This window comes from Pseudomonas sp. 05N432 (assembly GCF_056396945.1).
In genome coordinates this window covers 65,790-86,169 of record NZ_JBFTMM010000009.1, presented here as the reverse complement: position 1 = coordinate 86,169, position 20,380 = coordinate 65,790, and the positions used below count along the sequence as shown (strand labels likewise).

The window sequence follows — 20,380 nt, the reverse complement described above, 5'->3', positions numbered from 1 at the left end:
TGCCATGCAGACTTTTGAGGCAGAGACACGACACGATGAATGCACTACGCCCCCAAGTACGTCCTGCGCCGATCACGGCACACCCGACCCAGCGCAATCCAAAAATCCTCCTTGGCGGTAATCATCAGCCGACACTGCTGCGTTATCTCGATGGCTGGCCACGTCGTACTGGCGGCCCGGCAGCGTTCCTGATCCAGTTTGTCGAAGACGGCGAATCGCTGGCGCGCTTTGCCAGCGACAGCTTCGATCTGGCGGTGATCCAGTCGCCCAGCGCCGAAGACGCAGCCGAAGTGATCAGGCAACTGACACGCGTTGCTCGCCAAGGGTTGATTACCCGTCGCTGAGGTCTTGCCGAGATTCAGGGATAGTCGATTGCGACGATATACACGAACTGCTCGCCAGTAGGCGTCTGAACCTGGACTTCGGCATCCAGCGCTTTGCCGATCAAGGCCCGCGCCAGCGGTGAATCGATGCTGATCAAGCCTAGTTTGAGATCAAGTTCATCCGGGCCGACGATGCGATAGCGCGACTCTTTGCCGTGTTCATCTTCGATGGTCACCCAGGCCCCAAAGTAGACCTTGTTCGGGTCACTGGGTTTTTCGCTGACAACCTTGAGCGCTTCCAGCCGCTTGGTGAGAAACCGCACGCGGCTGTCGATCTCGCGCAGCATCTTTTTGCCGTAGGTGTACTCGGCGTTTTCAGAGCGGTCGCCCTGCGCAGCAGCCTCGCTGACCGATTGGGTCACCTGGGGGCGGCGTACATGCCAGAGCTCATGGAACTCGGCACGCATCCGCGCTTCGCCCTCAGGCGTGATGAGGGCGGTGCCGGCGGTGCGAGGAGGGCGGTAGCGGCTCATTGCGGTTTCTTTTGGTCAGGAGGCATCAAGTTTATCAACCCTCGCGCAAGACTGTCAGTGGGCTGGCATTCAGCGCCCGACGAGTACCGAACACACCCGCACCGCCGATCAGCAGCGCGCCGATCACCGGCAGCCACAGCAGCCACGGATGCGGGTGCCAGGCCAGATCGAACGCATAGCGGTAAAGCACCAGGCTCACCAGTTCCGAGCCCAGCGCTGCGAGTAAACCGCTGACCGCACCGAGCAAACCGAACTCGATCCGCCGCGCCTTGACCAGCAACTGCCGTTCGGCGCCCAGCGCACGTAGCAGCGCACCTTGGCGAATGCGCTCATCGAGCGTCGCCTGCAAGCCGGAAAACAGCACTGCCATGCCGGCCGCCAGCACGAACAACAACACGTACTCGACCGCCAGCGTGACTTGCTCAAGGATGCTGCGCAGCTGCGCCAGCAAGGCTTCGACCTGCAGAATGGTCACCGCCGGGAACGCTCGCGCCAGGTCGATGATCTGTTGGTCGTGACCGGCCGCCAGGTAAAAACTGGTCAGGTAGGTAGCCGGCAGGTCTTTCAAGGTGCCGGGCTGGAAGATCATGAAGAAGTTCGGCTGGAAGTTGTCCCAGTTGATCTTGCGCAAGCTGGTGACCTGCGCCTCGCGGTTAATCCCGCCGACGGTGAAAACCAGGTGATCGCCGAGCTTGAGCTTCAGGCTCTCGGCCACGTTGCCTTCCACCGAAACACCGGGTACGTCGCCTGTCGGCTGCGCAGACCACCAGCTACCGGCCGTGATGCTGTTGCCGGCGGGCAGGTCGGCAGCCCAGGTCAGGCTCAGATCACGCTGGATGGCCCGATCACCTTCGGTGTCCTTGCTGACAATGCCTTGCACCGGTTGGCCGTTGATGCTGATCAGCCGTCCTGGTACCACCGGATACAGTGGCGCGGATTGAGCAGAGAGTTCGATCAACCGATCAGTGAAGGCCTGTTTGTCGGCGGGCAAAATATTCAGTGCAAAGTAGTTGGGAGCGTTTTTTGGCAACTGGTTTTGCCAGGTGTCCAGCAATTCACCGCGCAGCAGGGCGATCAGCGCCATCGACAACAGAATCAAGCCGAAGGCCAGCGATTGTCCCGCCGCTGCCAGCGGGTGACGCAGCAATTGGCCCAGCCCCAGGCGCCAGGGTAAGGACGCACGGGCCAGCAGGCGTCGCAGGCTGTTGAGTACCAGCAGCAACAGGCCGCCGAGGACCAGTGCGGCGATGACCCCGCCACCGAGCAGGGCGAAGGTCAGCAGCAGGTCCAGGCTCAAGCGCCACATGATCAGTCCCAAGGCTGCCAATGCGGTGCCGTAAACCATCCAGGTGCTGGAAGGGATTGGCAGTATGTCGCGGCGCAGTACCCGCAGCGGTGGTACGCGACCCAGTGCCGCCAGTGGCGGCAGGGCGAACCCGGCGAGGGCGACCAGTCCGGTGCCGATCCCGGCGGCGGCCGGCAGCAGCCCACCCGGTGGTACATCGCTGGGCAGCAATTCACCCAACAAGGCGAACAACCCCAACTGCGCAAGCCAGCCGAGGAGGGCGCCGCTGAGGCTGGCCAGCAGGCCGAGCACGGTCAGTTGTACGCTGAACAGCAGCAGGGTTTCCCGACGCGATAACCCCAGGCAGCGCAACAGCGCGCTGGCGTCGAAGCGGCGGGTGGCGAATCGGGTCGCCGAGAGCGCCACGGCAACGCCGGACAACAGCACGGCGACCAGGCTGGCCATGTTCAAGTAACGTTCGGCTTTGCCCAGGGCTCCGCCGATTTGCCGGTTGCCGTCGCGGGCATCCTGCAGGCGCTGGTTGGCGGCCAGCCCCGGTTTGACCAGTTGTCGATAGGATTCCAGGGCCGGTGCGCTACCGCGCCAGAGTTCGTGGTAACTGACCCGGCTGCCGGGCTGGACCACGCCGGTGGCGGCCAGGTCGGCAAGATTGATCATTACCCGGGGCGTAAGGCTGTAGAAATTGCCGGCACGGTCCGGTTCATAGGTCAGCACGCGAGTCAGGTGCAGGGTTTTCAGGCCGACATCGATGTTGTCGCCGACCTTCAGATTCAGTGCCGTCAGCAGGCGTGCCTCGGCCCAGGCTTCGCCCGGTTTCGGACTTCCACCGGCCTCTTCGGGAGCGAACGGCGCGGGCGCGCTTTTCAGCTGGCCGCGTAATGGATAGACCCCGTCGACCGCTTTGATGCTCGACAGCTGGATGCCGTTGTCGGTGGCGATGACGCTGGAAAACTCCACCACTTGAGCGTGTTGCAGCCCCAGCTCCTTGCCGGATTGTATTTGTTCCGGGCGCGCGGGCGAGCTGCCTTCCAGCAGCATATCCGCCCCCAGAAACTCGGTGGCGCGCAGCAGCATGGCGCCATTCAGGCGGGCACCAAAATAGCCGATGGCGGTACTCGCCGCCACGGCGACCAGCAGGGCGAAGAACAACACCCGCAGCTCTCCGGCGCGGGCATCGCGCAGCAATTGGCGAATGGCGAGGCTGAACAGGCGCAACAGCGGCAAACGTGCCATCAAGGCTCCAGAGGGGCGACGACCAACAGGCCGGCTTCAAGGCGGATCAGGCGGTGGCAGCGGTGTGCCAGGCGCTCGTCGTGGGTCACCAGGACCAGGGTCGTGCCGCTTTCCTTATTGAGTTCGAAGAGCAGGTCGCTGATGTGCTCGCCGGTGTGCGTGTCGAGGTTGCCGGTGGGTTCATCGGCAAACAGCACATCGGGTTCGGCGGCAAATGCCCGGGCGATCGCCACGCGCTGTTGTTCTCCACCGGAAAGCTGGCGTGGCGAATGGCTCAGGCGTTGGCCAAGACCAACGCGGCGCAGCAGTTCGGTGGCGCGTTCGCGGGCGTCTTTGCGGCCGTCCAGCTCGAGCGGCAACATGACGTTTTCCAGGGCGTTGAGGCTGTCGAGCAACTGGAACGACTGGAACACGAAGCCGACATGCTCGGCGCGTATCCGCGCGCGCTGGTCTTCATCCAGATTACTCAGGGCTTGCCCGGCAAGGGTGACTTCGCCGCTGCTGGGCAGATCAAGGCCGGCCAGCAAACCCAGCAGGGTAGATTTGCCAGAGCCGGAACTGCCGACGATGGCCAGGCTGTCGCCCTTGTTCAGTTCCAGGTTGAGTTCGTGCAGGATGGTCAGTTCACCTTCCGCGCTGGGAACCACTTTGCTAAGGTTCCGCGCAGTGAGAATGCTTGCGCCCATGGAGAGTCCGATGCGTGTGTGGTTTTTGAGTGCTGGCCTGGCCTTGATGTGCATGGCCCAGAACGCAGCGGCGGGTACAGTCCTGATCGTTGGCGATAGTATCAGCGCAGCTTTCGGCCTGGATACCCGGCAAGGGTGGGTGTCGTTGCTTGAACAGCGGCTCAAGCACGAAGGTTTCACCGAGACGGTGGTCAATGCATCCATCAGTGGCGACACCAGTGCCGGCGGTCAGGCACGCCTGCCGGCGCTGCTTGTGGAGCATAAGCCTGAGGTGGTAATTCTCGAATTGGGGGGCAACGACGGGCTGCGTGGATTGCTGCCAACGCAATTGCAACAAAATCTTGCGTCGATGATCGACAACGCCAGGGCGAGCGGTGCCAGGGTGCTGCTGCTGGGTATGCAATTGCCACCCAATTATGGGGTGCGCTACACCGAGGCTTTCGCGAAGGTCTACAGCGATCTGGCCGAGGAGAAAAAGGTCCCGCTGGTACCGTTTTTTCTTCAGGGAATCGGCGGGAATCCCGAGCTGATGCAGGCCGATGGCATTCACCCGGCGGTCGCGGCGCAGGGCAAGTTGCTGGAAAATGTCTGGCCTACGCTAAAACCACTGCTATGACGCTTTTCTAGCGGCAGTCTTTCGGCTAATGTGGCGCCCCCTGATTTGGAGCCCTCGATGCCGCGTCCTGCCTGGTCCCTGTTTGCCTACCAACTGATCGAGCCTGACGAACAGCTGGATCTGTTCGCCTGCCAGGAAGTCCGGGTGCATCTGGTGGCGCGACAACTGGAGTTGGGCGGCTCGGCCGACCGTACCCTGTGCGGCACTTTGTTGCCGGCGCAGCCGCGCTGGTCGAGTGTCGACCGGACGGTGTTTCAGGACCAGCGACTGTGCTCGCTGTGCCGGGCGATCCTCGAATCGCAGAAGCGCGGTACATCGCCGATCTGGCCTGAGTTGCGCTTCGAACTGTAAAGCCCCCAAAGGGCAGTCCATCGACCCGGCTCCCCGAATTCGGGGCCTTCGGTGTACAATCTTGCCCCCATACCCTCTGTTGATCATACGAAGGATGTTCCGGATGCTGCCGCGCTTTCCTGCCGTCACCCGCTACTTGTCTCTTGCCGCCTTGTGTGTAGCGGGTCCCGTTGCAGCATTGGAGCTGCCTTTACCGCCGCCGGGCGAAGATATCGTCGGCCAGGTGCAAACAGTCAAAGCCAAGTACGAAGACACCTTTGCCGATCTGGGCACCACCTACGATCTGGGCTACCTGGAAATGGTCGCCGCCAACCCGGGTGTCGATCCGTGGTTGCCAGGTGCTGGCACCGAAGTCGTGCTGCCAACGCGTTTTATCCTGCCACCGGGCCCGCGTGAAGGCATCGTGATCAACCTGGCCGAGTATCGCCTCTACTACTACCCCAAAGGCCGGAACGTGGTGTACACCTTCCCGCTGGGTATCGGTCGTGAAGGCTGGGGCTCGCCAATCGCCCACACCAGCATCACTGCCAAAACGCCGAACCCGACCTGGACTCCTCCAGCCTCGATCAAGGCCGAGCACGCCGCCGATGGCGATCCGCTACCAAACGTCGTGCCGGCCGGCCCTGACAACCCTCTGGGGCCGTTCAAGTTCACGCTGGGCACACCGGGCTACCTGATTCACGGTTCGAACAAGAAGTTTGGTATCGGCATGCGTACCAGCCATGGCTGCTTCCGCATGTTCAACAACAATGTGCTGGAAATGGCCGGCATGGTGCCGGTGGGAACGTCGGTGCGGATCCTCAACGACCCGTACAAGTTCGGCGTGAGTGGCGGCAAGGTTTACCTGGAGGCGCATACACCGCTGGACGACACTGGCAACCCATCGGTGGTCGACAAGCACACCGCTGTGATCAACGCTTTGCTCAAGCGTGAAGATCTGGCCAAAAACCTGCGCATGAACTGGGATGTGGTGCGCGACGTGGTCGCCGCTGAAGATGGCATGCCGGTGGAAATCGCCGTACCGAATACCTCCACGCCTGTGGCGTCGGCTGTACCGATCGACCTGCAGTAAGCGCTTCAAACGACCCGCCGGGGCCTCATGGCGTCGGTGGGTTTTTTATTGCCCTCGATAAAGTCCGGGCAAAAAAAAGCCGACCCAAAAAATGGATCGGCTTGATAACAATCCCGAAGGACTATTACTTGCGGCTAGCTTTGTCCAGCATGCGCAGAGCACGCTCGTTAGCTTCGTCAGCAGTCTGTTGTGCTTTTTGAGCAGCAGCCAGAGCTTCATCAGCTTTACGGTAAGCTTCGTCTGCACGAGCCTGGGAGCGAGCTGCTGCGTCTTCAGTAGCAGTCAGACGTGCTTCGGTTTCTTTCGATACGCTGCTGCAACCGGTAGCCAGAACTGCGGCCAGAGCCAGAGCAGAGAATTTCAGAACGTTGTTCATCGTGTTCCCCTTCAAGGACTTTCTATTAAGTAGCTGTCTCCTCAGAGTGAGGAAATAGCCGGCGTACATACTACCCATTACTTGTAGTAAGTAAACTGACGTAGCGCAAGAAGCAAAAAAAATTGTAGGCGCGGAATCTTTTTCGAGCAACTTTTAATCGTGTTGTATAAAAATTAGTCAGCTGGGAAGCCCGCCCTGAGCGACCTGCTTGTATAGCTGACAGACGTTTACGACTGTTTCACGCTCTAGAGCCAAAGTCGCTCTATATCGATTCGTCTACACTTTTGTTCAGAATTTGCGGAGCGGCTCACGCCTCTTTGTGCATGTAGAGGTGACTTTAACAAGCCCGGTTCGTCTTAAGTCTCAACATCCGGCAATGTTCAGGCTATCGACCAGGGGAGATGTTCGGTCGAGCCGCCACTACGTGCCCTGCGCTGAACCTGCGCAATCGACGTGATGACAAGTGCGCCTTGAGCATTTCAGCCTTTGGTGCCTACTATTCGAAATGTGTCCGGTTGCGCGAGATGGGTGCAGTTCTTCTCGGTGTCCAAACAGACACGGGGTGGCGTAGAGGTTCCTTCGCCGGGAAAACATCGGTAAGGTAGGGGTCAGTTCAAGACCCGCGAGGAGTAGTGATGAGCGAGGCGTTGTCCATCCACCATGACCAGGCTGGTCATCAGTTCGAGACCAATGTGGACGGTCATCGTGCCTACCTGACCTATATGGATCTGGGGAAACAGACCCTGGATATCTATCGTACTTTCGTGCCCAACGCGTTGCGTGGTCGCGGTATTGCGGCGGCGTTGACCGAACAGGCGCTGCAGTACGCCGAGGAAATGGGCTACACAGTCATTCCGTCGTGCTCCTATGTGGAGCGCTACATGGAGCGTCACCAGCGGCATGCGGCCAAGCTCTGAGCAGGATTACCGAATAAAAAAACGCCGGGCTTAGCCCGGCGTTTTTGTGTGCGCTGAATGCGCTCAGGTACGCTGGCGTTTCGGCAGCACATCCTTGAGCTTGGCATGCATGCTGCGCAAGGTCTTTTCGGTAGCGGTCCAATCGATGCAGGCGTCGGTGATCGACACGCCGTATTGCAACTCGGCGAGGTCTTTTGGAATCGCCTGGCAACCCCAGTTCAAATGGCTTTCGACCATCAGGCCGATGATCGACTGGTTGCCTTCGAGGATCTGGTTGGCCACGTTCTCCATCACCAGCGGTTGCAGCGCCGGATCCTTGTTGGAGTTGGCGTGGCTGCAGTCGACCATGATGTTCGGCTTGATCTTCGCCTTGTTCAGCGCTTGCTCGCAGAGCGCGACGCTGACCGAATCGTAGTTCGGTTTGCCGTTGCCACCGCGCAGCACCACGTGACCGTAGGCATTGCCTTTGGTGGTGACGATCGACACGCCACCTTCCTGGTTGATCCCCAGGAAACGGTGCGGGCTGGACACCGACTGCAGGGCGTTGATGGCAACCGTCAGGCCGCCGTCGGTGCCGTTCTTGAAGCCGACTGCCGAGGAAAGGCCCGAAGCCATTTCACGGTGCGTCTGGGATTCGGTGGTGCGCGCGCCAATCGCCGACCAGCTGATCAGGTCTTGCAGGTACTGTGGCGAGATCGGGTCAAGTGCTTCGGTCGCCGTTGGCAGGCCCATCTCGGCCAGATCCAGCAGCAACTGACGGCCAATGTGCAGGCCGTCCTGAATCTTGAACGAGTCATCCAGGTACGGGTCGTTGATCAGGCCTTTCCAGCCGACGGTGGTCCGTGGTTTCTCGAAATAGACCCGCATGACCAGATACAGGGTATCGGACACTTCAGCGGCGAGTACCTTGAGGCGCTCGGCATATTCGTGTGCAGCCTTGATGTCGTGGATCGAGCAAGGCCCGATAACGACGAACAGGCGGTGGTCGGTGCCATCCAGGATATTGCGAATCACTTCGCGGCCCTTGGTCACGGTGCGCAGGGCAGCGTCGCTCAGGGGGATATCACGCTTGAGCTGGTCAGGAGTGATCAGCGTCTCGTTGGAGGCGACGTTTAGGTCATTGATCGGTAAATCAGCCATCGTGTTACTCGTCAGGTCACGGGTGCCGGCCGCCAGCGATCCCCGCGCGGCGGAGCACAGCATGATTTAAGCGCAGCGGGGAGCCGAACCTTAGCGCGTTACGCGGTGGCTCGACAATGGGCAGGCGCGGGTTTATCCAGCGCTTACTGCGCAAAGGCCTGTCGGACGGTCTCGTGGGAGTACTCGGTGGCATGCTGGTCGAGCCATTTGAGGGCCAGCGCCTCGACGCCTTGCTGCTCGACCTGGGGCATTTGCTGACGGCAAAAACGTTCAATCTGGCAGACCTGCTCGCCCATCCGCGCTTTGAACAGGGTCTGTTCATCGATGAACGCGATGCCGACCAGATAACCGTGCTTTCGTCGCAGGCACCAGGCCACATAGCCCAGATAACAGACATTTTCGCTCAGGGTCGGCATTCGCACTTCCAGTGCCGTTCCTTTGCGCCAGGCGCGGTGGTAATTGCAAGCCACGCCTCCGAGACTGATAGTGTGCAGTTCTTGCCGAGAAATACACTGATGCTTGCGCAACGTTAACTCGACAGGCACATCGTCAGGATGAGGAATAAAGCGCCCCATGAACACAGACTCCAAGTGTCGGTCATTCGACAGTGCTTCACCCAGTATAGTTGTCGAATGCGAGCTGACTGATTTCGATGCCGACCAGCGGCTGTTGGCGATGAGTGGTGTGTCGCTGGTGATTTTTACCAGCGTCGGCTGTTCCAGTTGCCGTTGGGCGCGCCAGCAGTTGCCGGAACTGGAGCTTGATGTCGATCAGCTGTGCTGGATCGACGCGGGGAACAACGGTGGCGTGGTGGAGCGTTATCAGGTCTTTCATTTGCCCGCGTTGTTTGTCGTGCGTGATGGCGAGTTTTATGGGGCGCTACAGTCGCGTCTGGCCCGCACCGAACTGAATGCTGCGTTGGGGCAGGCGCTGAGTCGAAATCCAGAGGAGTTGCCATGACGGGCACAGCAGTTGAAAAGCCGAGAATCGGCATTATCGGCACCGGGGCGATCGGTGGCTTTTACGGCGTGATGCTGGCTCGGGCCGGGTTGGATGTGCACTTTCTGTTGCGCAGCGAGTTTTCAGCGGTCGCCAAGCGCGGCCTGCAACTCAACAGCGTGCCCTATGGTGCGTTGACCTTGAATCCGGTTCAGGCGTATTCGTCGGCCGACGATATGCCGCTGTGCGACTGGTTGCTGGTCGGCGCGAAAACCACCAGCAACGCCGGGCTTGCACCGGCGATCATCAAGGCCGCGGCGCCGGGGGCGAAGGTCCTGTTGCTGCAAAATGGTCTGGATGTCGAAGACAGCCTGCGTGATCTGTTACCCGACTCCCTGCACTTGTTGGGTGGTTTGTGCTTTATCTGCGTGCATCGCTCGGGTCCCGGAGTGATCGAACATCAGGCATTCGGTGCGGTGAACGTGGGTTATCACAGTGGACCGGCGCTTGATGACGAGACGGCGCGTCAGGCGATTGTCGAGCAAGGGGCGGGGCTGTTTCGTACCGCCGGTCTTGAATCGCAGGCGATGGTCAACCTTCAGCAGGCGCGTTGGCAAAAACTGGTCTGGAATGTTCCTTACAACGGTTTATCGGTCTTGCTCGGCGCGAGCACGACACCGCTGATGGCCGATGACAGCAGCCGTGAACTGATTCAGGCGTTGATGGCGGAAGTGGTGACGGGCGCACTTGCCTGTGGCCACAGCATGCCGCCGGGGTATGCCGAGCACCTGTTCAAGGTCACTGAAAAAATGCCGGACTACTGGCCGAGCATGTACCACGACTACCAGCATAAACGGCCACTGGAATTGGCCGCGATTTATGCGCGGCCACTGGCCGCCGCCAAGGCCGCCGGTTGCGAGTTGCCGAAAGTCGAGGCCTTGTATCAGGCCTTGAGTTTTGTCGATCGGCATAACGGTTAAGTCGTTTCACCCGGGGGGAGCAGCATGGCAAAAGGGATAGGCGACAAACTGGTGCTGGCGATTTCTTCGCGGGCACTGTTCGACCTGAGCGAAAGCCACAAGCTCTATCTGGCGAGCGGCGTCGAGGTTTATCGGCAGTATCAGATCGAGCACGAAGATGAAATCCTCGAGCCGGGTGATGCGTTCCCGCTGGTGCAAAAACTGTTGAACCTCAATACCAGCCTCGGTCGGGCGCGGGTCGAGGTGGTGCTGGTGTCGCGCAATAGCGCAGACACCGGTTTGCGAGTCTTCAACTCGATTCACCATTACGGCCTGACGATTTCCCGCGCAGCGTTTGTTGGCGGGCGCAGTCCGTATCCCTACCTGAAGGCCTTCGGCTGCGATCTGTTTCTCTCCACCCACGCCGATGACGTACGCAGTGCCCTCGATGCCGGCTTCGCGGCGGCGACTATTCTGTCGGGCGGTGCGAGCCGCGCTGCGAGCGAGGAATTGCGCATTGCCTTCGATGGCGACGCCGTGTTGTTTTCCGATGAGTCGGAGCGGGTGTATCAGTCGGATGGCCTCGAAGCGTTTCAGGCCAACGAGCGTGAAGCCGCTCGCGAGCCATTGCGTGGTGGGCCGTTCAAAGGCTTTCTGGCAGCGCTCAATCTGTTGCAGCGCGAGTTTCCTGATGACAGCTGCCCGATCCGCACTGCACTGGTGACCGCGCGTTCGGCACCGGCCCACGAGCGGGTAATCCGTACCTTGCGCGAGTGGGATATTCGACTCGACGAATCGCTGTTTCTCGGCGGACTGGCGAAATCGGCGTTTCTTGAAGCCTTCGCCGCCGACGTATTTTTCGATGACCAGGCAGGCCACTGCGAGTTGGCGCGTGAGGTGGTCGCCACCGGTCACGTCCCTCACGGCATCAGTAATGAACTGAAGATTTAAGCCCAACGTTCAATGCCTTGCGCAGAACGTCGTATCGCTGTGGCGCTGCTAAGCTGAATTAATCGCCGCCATCTTTGCATTCGAGGAGATCAAATGATCCATTCGATGCTGTATGCCACTGACCTCGGCCTGTACGCACCCTTTGTGATGCAGCATGCATTGGCATTGGCACGAACATTCAAAGCCGATCTGTACGTGGTACACGCAGTTGAGCCCATGGGGCTTTTTGCCGAATCGGTGTTGCAGAGCTATCTCGACGAGCAAGCCTTGAATGAATTTCACAGTCAGGGTTTGAACACGGTGATGGCCAATATCGAGCAGCGGGTATTCGACAGCTTCCGCGAAGAGTTGGGGGAGGGGCAGCAGGACCTGGAGCTGATTCAATCGGTCAGAGTGTTCCAGGGCGATCCGTCGCAGGTCATTCTTGATCAGGCACAGAAACTCTCGGTGGATTTGTTGATCCTAGGAAGTCACAGCCATGGGGCCGGTGGAGAAACACCGTTGGGACGGACTGCTGCGCGTGTGCTGCAGTTGTCGCACGTGCCGGTTTACCTGGTGCCATTGTCGCAGCGTCGGCGTMACGGCGATATTTAAGGCGAGAATGCTGGCCTTTTGATGAAAAAGTTCTAGATTTATTCTTCAAGCCATTAATATAGTTATATACCGTCGCTGATGCCCGTGGCGTCTATCTGCTTTGAGGGATTCATATGAAGCTTCAACAATTGCGCTACATCTGGGAAGTGGCGCACCACGACCTCAACGTTTCCGCTACTGCTCAAAGCCTGTACACCTCGCAGCCGGGCATCAGCAAGCAGATCCGTCTGCTGGAAGACGAGTTGGGTGTCGAGGTTTTTGCGCGCAGCGGCAAACACCTGACCCGAGTGACCCCGGCCGGTGAGCGAATCATCACCACGGCTGGCGAAATTCTGCGCAAGGTTGAAAGCATCAAGCAGATCGCTCAGGAGTTCTCCAACGAGAAGAAAGGCACCCTGTCGATTGCCACCACCCACACCCAGGCGCGTTATGCACTGCCGCCGGTGATCAGCAATTTCATCAAGCAATACCCGGACGTTGCCCTGCACATGCACCAGGGTTCACCGATGCAGATCGCCGAAATGGCCGCTGATGGCACCGTGGATTTTGCCATTGCCACTGAAGCGCTGGAGCTGTTCGGCGACTTGGTGATGATGCCGTGCTACCGCTGGAACCGCTGCGTTGTCGTGCCGCAAGGTCACCCGTTGACCAAGCTGCCGAAGCTGACCCTCGAAGCCCTGGCTGAATACCCGATCGTGACGTACGTGTTCGGTTTCACGGGTCGTTCGAAACTCGACGAAGCCTTCAGCCATCGCGGCCTGACCCCGAAAGTAGTGTTCACCGCCGCCGACGCCGACGTGATCAAGACCTACGTTCGCTTGGGGCTGGGTGTCGGGATCGTGGCGAAAATGGCCGTCGACACCAAGCTAGACAACGACCTGGTGGTGCTCGACGCCAGCGAGCTGTTCGAATCCAGCGTGACCAAAATCGGTTTCCGTCGCGGGACGTTCCTGCGTGGCTTCATGTGTGACTTCATCGAGAAGTTCGCCCCGCACCTGACTCGCGAAGTCATGGCCAAAGCCATCCAGTGCCACAACAAGCAGGAACTGGAAGAGCTGTTCGAAGGCGTTGAACTACCGGTTCATTGAACTGACTAGACCACCTCGGTGACAGCGAATTGTTGCCGAGTGCCAGCCACGACGATCTCGACCTCATCCCCCTCGAATTTGCCCAGCAGACTTTTGCCCAGCGGTGAGCGCGGGGTGATGACGGTAATCAGTTGCCCCACCAGATCAACCTTCAAGCCGGCTGCATCAGGGGCCAGGAACAGCCACTGTTCGCGTCCCTTTTCGTCTTCCAGGCCCAACAGCGCACCGACTTCAATCCCGCGCTGATCGTCATAAGCGCGCAATGCCAGGTTCTGGCACAGCACCAGTGACTGGCGGATTTCCTCCACCCGTTTGGCTTGTCCGGCTGCCAGATAAGACGCTTCCAGCCCCAGGGTGTCGTACTTGTTCTCGGCGATGTTTTCTTCGTGGGTCGCGGTTTCGTATGCGGTTTGCGCTGCGCGCTCGGCGATGTCGAGATCGACCGCAAGCTTTTCCAGAATCAGTTGGTGGACCGTGTGTTTGTTCATGATCAATCGCAGAATTGCTGGACGTTGGCGCGGCTTTTTTCGCTGGACGCGGTTTGGTCTTGCTGTAGCCAGAACTGGCATTTCGGGTTGGACAGGTTGCGGGTATTGCTACGTGCCTGATCGAGCGTTTGCTGTTGCGCCTGTTTGCGCAGGTTTTCCTTGTACTGCTCGAACATCGGATTCTCGGGTGCCGGTTCAACCGCCGCAGGCTTGGGTTGTGCTATTCGATGCGCCGCATCGGCAAGCGGGGCGAGTTGTTCGCTGAACAGCAGTTTCGACGCCAGCCAGCAGGTCAGCGCGATGGCTAAAAATCCCAGCCACAGACCCACCGCAATGCTGGCAATCAGTTGCAGCGGACTGAGTGTGATAGACACCGTGCGGCGAACATGTGGACGGTAGGGCATGATTGCCTCCTGGCGAGGGGGGTGGGCTGGCGCGATTGTCGCACGAAGATTAATCGGCGTCGGCTCTTCTGCACGCAACGATTTATGCGGACAATTGAGGTCTTTGCCCCATGGAGCCTGGAATGAAAGTCGACTGGGATATTTTCTGTACGGTCGTCGACAACTACGGCGACATCGGCGTGACCTGGCGCCTGGCCCGACAATTAGTGGCCGAACATCACTGTGCGGTACGGCTGTGGGTCGATGACCTGCGGGCCTTCGAACGCTTGTGCCCGGAACTCGACATCAGTGCTGCCCGGCAATGGCAGCAAGGCGTCGAAGTCTGCCATTGGCCGGCCGACTGGGCGCCGACAGAGGCCGCCGATGTGGTGATCGCTGCATTCGCCTGCCAGTTGCCGCATGCCTATATGGAGGCAATGGCCGCGCGCGAAAAGACTCCGCTGTGGATGAATCTCGATTATTTGAGTGCCGAAGACTGGATCGTCGGCTGCCATGGCTTGCCGTCGGTGAAGTACAAACAGGTGCAGAAGTACTTCTTCTTTCCGGGGTTTAAGGCGGGTACTGGCGGCTTGTTGCGTGAGCGCGGGTTGCTGGAGCGGCGCGAGCAGTTTCAACACAGCACTGAGGCTCAGCGCGAACTCCTGCAAGGGCTGGGCGTCGATCGCGCCGAAGGTACGCGGCTGATTTCGTTATTCGCCTACGAGAATGCCGGATTGGCCGATTGGCTGGACGTCATGGCGAGTGACATTCATACCACTCATCTGCTGGTGCCCGAGGGCCGGATCCTGGGCGACGTCGAGCGCTGGCTGGGGGTTGAAGGGCTGGGTGCCGGAGCATTACAGGTGCGAGGGGCGTTGACCGTGCAGGTGTTGCCGTTCGTCCGACAGGATCAATACGACCTGCTGCTGTGGTGTTGTGATTTCAACGCGGTGCGTGGGGAGGACTCGTTCGTCCGCGCGCAATGGGCGGCCCGGCCAATGCTGTGGCATATTTATCAACAGGAAGAAGATGTCCACCTGGACAAGCTCGAAGCTTTTCTGACGCTGTACACCGCAGGCCTTTCTCCGGCGGCAAAAGCGGCACTCGTCGGATTATGGCGGGCCTGGAATACGGGCGCTGGAATGGCTCAGGCATGGGTTGCGACACAGGAACACTGGCCAGAACTGCAAAAACACGCCCAGGCATGGTGTCTGGAACAGGCTTTGCAGGCCGATCTTGCTTCGGCGCTGGTGCAGTTTTACCTAAATTGGATATGATACGCGGCCTAGATTTTTGTAAATCCCATCCAAATTCGGATATTCGCAATGAAAACTGGTAAAGAACTGAAACCCGGTACGGTGATCCGTCTCGAAAACGACCCTTGGCTGGTTCAGAAAGCTGAATTCACCAAGTCCGGTCGTAACAGCGCGATCATGAAGACCAAGCTGAAAAACCTGCTGACCGGTTACAAGACCGAGATCGTTTACAGCGCTGACGACAAACTGGACGACGTAATCCTCGACCGCAAAGAAGCGACCCTGTCGTTCATCAGCGGCGACACCTACACGTTCATGGACACCACTGACTACACCATGTACGAGCTGAACGCTGAAGACATCGAAGCTGTTCTGCCTTTCGTTGAAGAAGGCATGACCGATGTTTGCGAAGCGATCTTCTTCGAAGAGCGTCTGGTTTCCGTAGAACTGCCGACCACTATCGTGCGTCAGGTTGACTACACCGAAGGTTCCGCTCGCGGTGACACTTCCGGCAAGGTGATGAAGCCTGCCAAACTGAAAAACGGTACCGAGCTGTCGGTTGCCGACTTCATCGAAATCGGCGACATGATCGAGATCGATACCCGCGAAGGCGGTTCTTACAAAGGCCGCGCCAAATAAGCGCAGTTTTTGCAGGAAAGAAAAAGCCCGACCATCGAGTCGGGCTTTTTTGTGCGCGTCTGTCGGCTACGAACACTCAGACAGTGACGTGCAGGCGAACGTCTACATTGCCGCGAGTGGCATTGGAGTACGGGCAGACCTGGTGCGCGGCGTCGACGAGCGCTTGCGCGTCGGCCTGTTCCAGGCCGGGCAGGCTGACATTCAGGTCGATATCCAGGCCGAAACCACCAGGGATCTGACCAATGCCGACATGAGCGGTGATCGAGGCATCATCAGGGATTTTGCGCTTGGTCTGGCTGGCGACGAACTTCAGCGCACCGATGAAGCATGCGGAGTAACCGGCCGCGAACAGTTGCTCAGGGTTGGTCGCTGCACCGCCGGCACCGCCGAGTTCTTTTGGCGTGGCGAGTTTGACGTCGAGGATGTTGTCGCTGGAAACGGCACGACCATCACGGCCACCGGTAGCGGTTGCAACTGCGGTATAGAGAGTTTGCATGGTGTGAGCCTCATTCTGGATTTATTTTGCGCTAAAGGTTTGCGCGCTAAGTAATTTCGAAATAAATGTAGCCCGCGAATGTTTTGCGCGCAAGATAAATTTTAAAAAGTTTGCCGCGCAAAAAAAATGTGGGAGCGAGCCTGCTCGCGAAGGCGGTGTGTCAGCCAACATCAATGCTGAATCACACGCAGTCTTCGCGAGCAGGCTCGCTCCCACAGGGGATGTTTGATGGTTTGAAGGTTAGAGGCTGTCTTGCAGATGACTGCGCAGGTTCTGCAGGTCGGCCTGCAGTTTGCGCATCTGTTCCAGGGTCTGGCCGCTGGCGCCGAGGATGCACGGCGGAATCTCTCGGGCTTTTTCCCGCAGGGCGCGACCTTGTTCGGTCAGCTCGACAATCACCACGCGTTCATCTTCGCGGCTGCGGGTACGGCTCAGCAGGCCTTCGGCTTCCAGGCGCTTGAGCAGCGGTGTCAGGGAGCCGGGATCGGTCAGCAGGCGCGTGCTGATTTCGCCGACGGTCAGCCCGTCGCGCTCCCACAGCACCATCATTGCCAGGTATTGCGGATAGGTCAGGCCCAGTGCTTGCAGCAAGGGTTTGTAGACCTTGGTCATCAGCAGTGAGGTTGAGTGCAGGGCAAAGCACAGCTGGTTGTCCAGCAGCAGGTTGTCGCAGTTGGCCGGGGTGTTGCGTTGGGTGCTCATGTCTAAACCTTGATCATTCATCGTCATGAATTTAGCGGTCGAGTCTTTAATGCGCCAGATAATTTTGGTTTAGGATGCGAGGCCTGAAGTGAGGGGGAGTGGTCAGTGATGGAGTTAGTGATGTATCTGGTGCTCGGCGCTGCGCTGGGCACTGTCGGCGGGGTGTTCGGGATTGGCGGTGGTTTGATCGCGATTCCCGCGTTGGGCGTGTTGTTCGGTCTGGATCAGCAAATTGCCCAGGGCACGGCGTTGGTCATGGTGGTGCCTAACGTGATGCTGGCGCTGTGGCGCTATCACCAGCGCAATCGCATCGAACTGCGCCACGCGTTGCCGTTGGCCTCAATGGGTTTCTGCTTTGCCTGGATCGGCTCGATCTGGGCGGTGGGCATTGATGCACAGCTGATGCGCATCGGATTTGTGGCGTTCCTGATCGCCTTGTCGGCCTACAACCTGTTGCGCATGTTCATGGCTACTACGCCGGCTGCCTCGCAGATGCGTTACTCGTGGCCTTGGCTGGGGGTGTTGGGCGCCGCATCGGGGACCATGGGCGGGTTGTTCGGCGTGGGCGGTGCGGTGGTGGCGACGCCGGTGCTCACCAGCCTGTTCGGCACTACGCAAGTGGTGGCTCAAGGGTTGTCACTGGCGCTGGCCTTGCCCAGCACCGGCGTCACGCTGGTGACTTACGCGCTCCATCATCAAGTGAACTGGGGCATTGCACTGCCGATGGCCGTTGGCGGTTTACTGAGCATCAGTTGGGGCGTGAAGATCGCCCACGCCATGCCGGAGCGCTTGCTACGCGGGTTGTTCTGCGCCTTTCTGGTGCTCTGCGCGGTGATGCTCGCCTTTAAAGTTTGAAGCCTTCGACAATGTGCTCCGCCAGGCACTCGGTGATGGGCGAAGGGTTGTTCAGGTTGCGCACCAGCATGATGCTGGCTTCGGGCAACAGGGGCAGGCCTTCAGCCTCGCCGAGGATGCGCATGTCCTGGGTGATCAGGCTTTCCAGTTGCGCGGTGACCGCCAGCCCGGCGCTGACCACCGCCATGATCGCCGACAGGCTCGAGCTGTTGTAGGCGATCCGGTACTCGCGCCCGGAAGCGTCCAGCGCATTGCAGGCCCAAAGCCTGCAAAAACAATCACTGTTGAACATCGCCAGAGGCAGCGGCGTCTGCTCGTTGGGGCTGAAGCACTGCGCCTGCGCCCAGACAAAGCGTTCCTTGCGCAGCAACTGGCCGATCTCGCTGCCGGGTTCGCGGGTGACGATCGACAGGTCCAGGTCCTGACGCAGCAATAGCTGCTTGGATGACTCGCAATGGACTTCGATCTGGATCAGCGGATAGGCCTGGGCAAAGCGCGAGAGGATGCCTGGCAGGAAACGCATGACATAGTCATCCGGGGTGCCGATGCGCACCGTGCCGACCATGTGTGGCTCAYGCAGGGTGTTGAACACTTCGCTGTGGAGTTTCAGGATCCGCCGGGCATAGCCGAGCAACACCTGACCCTCGGCGGTCAGCTTCACCTGACGGCCGTCGCGCTGAAACAACTGGCGTTGCAGCACATCCTCTTCCAGCCGTTTCATCTGCATGCTCACCGCCGATTGCGTGCGATTGACCAGCTCGCCAGCGCGGGTGAAACCACCCTGGTCGGCAATGGCAACGAAGGTGCGCAGGACTTCCGTATCGATACTCGGGTAGTGGCTCAATTCATCAATCTCCGAGATGTATTGCATAAGAAACATTCGTTGGATTGATCTTAGCTCCGGCGCGAGACTTCAGTCATCTACAACGGAGGGCAAGATGATGAAAGGTCAAAAAGGTTATGTGCTGGTTGGAAAGTTTCACGGGTTTTCCCTGGGCCATTGGCTGGAAAAAATCGTCCGCTGGCATGAACTCCACCGTGAGCGTGCATTATTGGCCAGCATGAGTGATGAAGCGCTCAAGGATATCGGTATCAGCCGCGCCGATGTCGAACATGAAGTCGTCCGGCCATTTTGGGATGACCCAATGCACAAATGAGTACCGAACCGCTACACAAGCAGCTTCAGACTGAGGTAGTTTGCGAGCAGACAAGGAGATGCACATGCCCGCAGAACTGTCCTTATCCCTCAAACAGGCTCGGCGTCTGGCGCTGGCCGCCCAGGGTTTCACCGGGCGCCAGCCGCCAGCGGCGGTCAAGCCCGCTCAGCTCAATCGCCTGATCGAACGCTTGGGTATTCTGCAAATCGATTCGGTCAACGCACTGGTGCGCTCGCACTATCTTCCGCTGTTCTCGCGTCTTGGCAACTACTCCGCCGACTTGCTCGACCAGGCCGCCTGGAGCCAGGGCCGACGGCGTACGTTGTTCGAGTATTGGGGGCATGAAGCGTCGTTGTTGCCGCTGTCGATGTATCCCTTGATGCGTTGGCGCATGCAGCGCGCGGCGCAAGGCGAGGGGATCTATCAGCAACTGGCGCGATTCGGTCGCGAACAGCAAGAGACCATTCGCCGCGTCCTGGCTTCAGTCCAGGAGCTGGGTGCACTCGGCGCTGGCAGTTTGTCGACGCGCCAGGAGCGGGCCGGTCCGTGGTGGGATTGGAGCGCTGAAAAGCATGCACTGGAATGGTTGTTCGCTGCCGGCGAAGTGACGGTGGCGGGGCGTCGCGGCTTTGAGCGTCTTTACGACTTGCCGGAACGGGTGATTCCCGAATCGATACTCAAGCAACCGCTGCTCGGCGAAACCGAGGCGCAACGCGGATTGCTGTTGCATGCAGCCAATGCGTTGGGTGTCGGCACGGAAAAGGATCTGCGCGACTATTTTCGTTTGGGTCTGGCCGAGTGCCGCAACGGCCTGGCCGAGCTGGTTGAAAATGGTGAGTTGCTGGTGTGCGGGGTGCAGGGCTGGAAGCAACCGGCATACTGCCTGCCGGAGCCAAAAGTGCCGCGTAAGGTTGAAGCCAGTGCGTTGCTTTCACCGTTTGATTCGTTGATCTGGGAACGCAGTCGAACCGAGCGGTTGTTCGATTTTCGTTATCGGCTGGAAATCTACACGCCGCCAGACAAACGGGTTTACGGCTATTACGTGCTGCCGTTTTTGCACAACGAGCGGATTGCCGCGCGGGTCGACCTTCGAGCGGAGCGGGCGTTGGGTCGGTTGGCGGTGCATGCGGTGCACGAAGAAGAACAAGGCCTGGATGAGCAGGGGATGCAGGCGTTAGCGGCGAATCTTCGGCAGATGGCCGACTGGTTGGGGTTGGAGCAGGTTCAGCTCAATTGCCCAAGGGCCAGTGCGGCGCGGTTGCGGCTGGCGTTGGCGCAGATTGGTGGTGCCTGATCTGACGTCTTCGCGAGCAAGCCCGC

26 protein-coding genes are annotated in these 20,380 nt (G+C 59.3%); 15 read left to right on the top strand and 11 right to left on the bottom strand.

The window, feature by feature from the left end:
- Nucleotides 1-35 precede the first annotated feature (35 nt).
- Complete coding sequence (locus AC1DHT_RS11685; RefSeq protein WP_427533091.1) at nucleotides 36-344, top strand: class I SAM-dependent methyltransferase; 309 nt, start codon at nucleotides 36-38, stop codon at nucleotides 342-344.
- Nucleotides 345-358: 14 nt separating this feature from the next.
- Here the strand turns inward: AC1DHT_RS11685 and greB are convergent, their stop codons facing one another.
- Genes greB through AC1DHT_RS11670 form a run of 3 tightly spaced genes read right to left on the bottom strand, consistent with a single transcriptional unit; the run spans nucleotide 359 to nucleotide 4,081 of the window.
- Nucleotides 359-856 (bottom strand): transcription elongation factor GreB, encoded by a 498-nt coding sequence (gene greB, locus AC1DHT_RS11680; RefSeq protein ID WP_054596336.1) that lies wholly within the window; start codon nucleotides 854-856, stop codon nucleotides 359-361.
- Between the two features lie 34 nt (nucleotides 857-890).
- A complete protein-coding gene (locus tag AC1DHT_RS11675; protein ID WP_427547157.1) occupies nucleotides 891-3,395 on the bottom strand; it encodes an ABC transporter permease in 2,505 nt (834 codons plus the stop codon).
- A complete protein-coding gene (locus tag AC1DHT_RS11670; protein ID WP_103315652.1) occupies nucleotides 3,395-4,081 on the bottom strand; it encodes an ABC transporter ATP-binding protein in 687 nt (228 codons plus the stop codon). Before AC1DHT_RS11670 ends, AC1DHT_RS11675 begins: the two co-directional genes overlap by 1 nt.
- A gap of 10 nt (nucleotides 4,082-4,091) precedes the next feature.
- On the opposite strand from AC1DHT_RS11670, the gene AC1DHT_RS11665 reads away from it, so the two are divergent.
- The 3 genes from AC1DHT_RS11665 (at nucleotide 4,092) to AC1DHT_RS11655 (ending at nucleotide 6,120) form a co-directional block, all read left to right on the top strand.
- Nucleotides 4,092-4,697: an arylesterase gene (locus tag AC1DHT_RS11665; RefSeq protein ID WP_054596339.1), complete on the top strand. Its 606-nt coding sequence runs from the start codon at nucleotides 4,092-4,094 to the stop codon at nucleotides 4,695-4,697.
- 57 nt (nucleotides 4,698-4,754) lie between these two features.
- Nucleotides 4,755-5,048 carry a hypothetical protein gene (locus tag AC1DHT_RS11660; protein WP_427533087.1) on the top strand — a complete coding sequence of 98 codons (294 nt, stop codon included), beginning with the start codon at nucleotides 4,755-4,757 and terminating at the stop codon, nucleotides 5,046-5,048.
- A gap of 103 nt (nucleotides 5,049-5,151) precedes the next feature.
- Nucleotides 5,152-6,120 (top strand): L,D-transpeptidase family protein, encoded by a 969-nt coding sequence (locus tag AC1DHT_RS11655; protein ID WP_427547161.1) that lies wholly within the window; start codon nucleotides 5,152-5,154, stop codon nucleotides 6,118-6,120.
- A gap of 124 nt (nucleotides 6,121-6,244) precedes the next feature.
- On the opposite strand, the gene oprI is transcribed toward AC1DHT_RS11655, so the two are convergent.
- On the bottom strand, nucleotides 6,245-6,496 hold the full coding sequence (gene oprI / locus AC1DHT_RS11650) for an outer membrane lipoprotei OprI (protein ID WP_002553018.1): 252 nt from the start codon (nucleotides 6,494-6,496) through the stop codon (nucleotides 6,245-6,247).
- 635 nt (nucleotides 6,497-7,131) lie between these two features.
- Here oprI and AC1DHT_RS11645 point away from each other — a divergent pair.
- A complete protein-coding gene (locus tag AC1DHT_RS11645; protein WP_019692933.1) occupies nucleotides 7,132-7,413 on the top strand; it encodes a GNAT family N-acetyltransferase in 282 nt (93 codons plus the stop codon).
- A 63-nt stretch (nucleotides 7,414-7,476) separates the two neighbouring features.
- Here the strand turns inward: AC1DHT_RS11645 and AC1DHT_RS11640 are convergent, their stop codons facing one another.
- Nucleotides 7,477-8,553, bottom strand: coding sequence for a 3-deoxy-7-phosphoheptulonate synthase (locus tag AC1DHT_RS11640; RefSeq protein WP_427543492.1), 1,077 nt, complete (start codon nucleotides 8,551-8,553; stop codon nucleotides 7,477-7,479).
- 143 nt (nucleotides 8,554-8,696) lie between these two features.
- Nucleotides 8,697-9,128, bottom strand: a complete 432-nt coding sequence (locus tag AC1DHT_RS11635; RefSeq protein ID WP_123584046.1) for a PilZ domain-containing protein — start codon at nucleotides 9,126-9,128, stop codon at nucleotides 8,697-8,699.
- On the opposite strand from AC1DHT_RS11635, the gene AC1DHT_RS11630 reads away from it, so the two are divergent.
- The 5 genes from AC1DHT_RS11630 (at nucleotide 9,127) to cysB (ending at nucleotide 13,084) form a co-directional block, all read left to right on the top strand.
- The gene (locus AC1DHT_RS11630) at nucleotides 9,127-9,513 is read left to right on the top strand and encodes a thioredoxin family protein (protein ID WP_427543496.1); all 387 of its coding nucleotides are present in this window, start codon (nucleotides 9,127-9,129) and stop codon (nucleotides 9,511-9,513) included. The genes AC1DHT_RS11635 and AC1DHT_RS11630 overlap by 2 nt on opposite strands.
- Entirely contained in the window at nucleotides 9,510-10,472 is a 963-nt protein-coding gene (locus tag AC1DHT_RS11625) for a putative 2-dehydropantoate 2-reductase (RefSeq protein ID WP_427543499.1), read from the top strand. The genes AC1DHT_RS11630 and AC1DHT_RS11625 overlap by 4 nt, the downstream gene beginning before the upstream one ends.
- 24 nt (nucleotides 10,473-10,496) lie before the next feature.
- Nucleotides 10,497-11,402 (top strand): 5'-nucleotidase, encoded by a 906-nt coding sequence (locus tag AC1DHT_RS11620; RefSeq protein WP_427543502.1) that lies wholly within the window; start codon nucleotides 10,497-10,499, stop codon nucleotides 11,400-11,402.
- A gap of 93 nt (nucleotides 11,403-11,495) precedes the next feature.
- Nucleotides 11,496-11,996, top strand: a complete 501-nt coding sequence (locus AC1DHT_RS11615; protein ID WP_477761361.1) for a universal stress protein — start codon at nucleotides 11,496-11,498, stop codon at nucleotides 11,994-11,996.
- A gap of 113 nt (nucleotides 11,997-12,109) precedes the next feature.
- Entirely contained in the window at nucleotides 12,110-13,084 is a 975-nt protein-coding gene (gene cysB, locus AC1DHT_RS11610) for an HTH-type transcriptional regulator CysB (protein WP_007955684.1), read from the top strand.
- 5 nt (nucleotides 13,085-13,089) lie between these two features.
- Here the strand turns inward: cysB and AC1DHT_RS11605 are convergent, their stop codons facing one another.
- Complete coding sequence (locus tag AC1DHT_RS11605) at nucleotides 13,090-13,572, bottom strand: GreA/GreB family elongation factor (RefSeq protein WP_427543506.1); 483 nt, start codon at nucleotides 13,570-13,572, stop codon at nucleotides 13,090-13,092.
- A 2-nt stretch (nucleotides 13,573-13,574) separates the two neighbouring features.
- Nucleotides 13,575-13,976: a hypothetical protein gene (locus tag AC1DHT_RS11600; RefSeq protein ID WP_427543509.1), complete on the bottom strand. Its 402-nt coding sequence runs from the start codon at nucleotides 13,974-13,976 to the stop codon at nucleotides 13,575-13,577.
- Between the two features lie 122 nt (nucleotides 13,977-14,098).
- On the opposite strand from AC1DHT_RS11600, the gene earP reads away from it, so the two are divergent.
- The gene (gene earP / locus AC1DHT_RS11595; RefSeq protein ID WP_427543512.1) at nucleotides 14,099-15,232 is read left to right on the top strand and encodes an elongation factor P maturation arginine rhamnosyltransferase EarP; all 1,134 of its coding nucleotides are present in this window, start codon (nucleotides 14,099-14,101) and stop codon (nucleotides 15,230-15,232) included.
- A gap of 48 nt (nucleotides 15,233-15,280) precedes the next feature.
- On the top strand, nucleotides 15,281-15,850 hold the full coding sequence (locus AC1DHT_RS11590) for an elongation factor P (protein ID WP_007943632.1): 570 nt from the start codon (nucleotides 15,281-15,283) through the stop codon (nucleotides 15,848-15,850).
- A 76-nt stretch (nucleotides 15,851-15,926) separates the two neighbouring features.
- Here AC1DHT_RS11590 and AC1DHT_RS11585 read toward each other — a convergent pair whose 3' ends face one another.
- Complete coding sequence (locus AC1DHT_RS11585) at nucleotides 15,927-16,346, bottom strand: organic hydroperoxide resistance protein (RefSeq protein WP_427533073.1); 420 nt, start codon at nucleotides 16,344-16,346, stop codon at nucleotides 15,927-15,929.
- 240 nt (nucleotides 16,347-16,586) lie between these two features.
- Nucleotides 16,587-17,048 (bottom strand): MarR family winged helix-turn-helix transcriptional regulator, encoded by a 462-nt coding sequence (locus AC1DHT_RS11580; protein ID WP_427543515.1) that lies wholly within the window; start codon nucleotides 17,046-17,048, stop codon nucleotides 16,587-16,589.
- A gap of 120 nt (nucleotides 17,049-17,168) precedes the next feature.
- Here AC1DHT_RS11580 and AC1DHT_RS11575 point away from each other — a divergent pair, with 120 nt between their 5' ends.
- Nucleotides 17,169-17,903 (top strand): sulfite exporter TauE/SafE family protein, encoded by a 735-nt coding sequence (locus AC1DHT_RS11575; protein WP_427543644.1) that lies wholly within the window; start codon nucleotides 17,169-17,171, stop codon nucleotides 17,901-17,903.
- On the opposite strand, the gene AC1DHT_RS11570 is transcribed toward AC1DHT_RS11575, so the two are convergent.
- Nucleotides 17,893-18,747, bottom strand: a complete 855-nt coding sequence (locus AC1DHT_RS11570; protein ID WP_477761369.1) for a LysR substrate-binding domain-containing protein — start codon at nucleotides 18,745-18,747, stop codon at nucleotides 17,893-17,895. The two genes, AC1DHT_RS11575 and AC1DHT_RS11570, sit on opposite strands and share 11 nt — an antisense overlap.
- A gap of 97 nt (nucleotides 18,748-18,844) precedes the next feature.
- Here AC1DHT_RS11570 and AC1DHT_RS11565 point away from each other — a divergent pair, with 97 nt between their 5' ends.
- Nucleotides 18,845-19,060 (top strand): DUF1127 domain-containing protein, encoded by a 216-nt coding sequence (locus tag AC1DHT_RS11565; RefSeq protein WP_054598273.1) that lies wholly within the window; start codon nucleotides 18,845-18,847, stop codon nucleotides 19,058-19,060.
- Nucleotides 19,061-19,124: 64 nt separating this feature from the next.
- On the top strand, nucleotides 19,125-20,354 hold the full coding sequence (locus AC1DHT_RS11560; protein ID WP_427543518.1) for a winged helix-turn-helix domain-containing protein: 1,230 nt from the start codon (nucleotides 19,125-19,127) through the stop codon (nucleotides 20,352-20,354).
- Nucleotides 20,355-20,380: the final 26 nt, after the last annotated feature.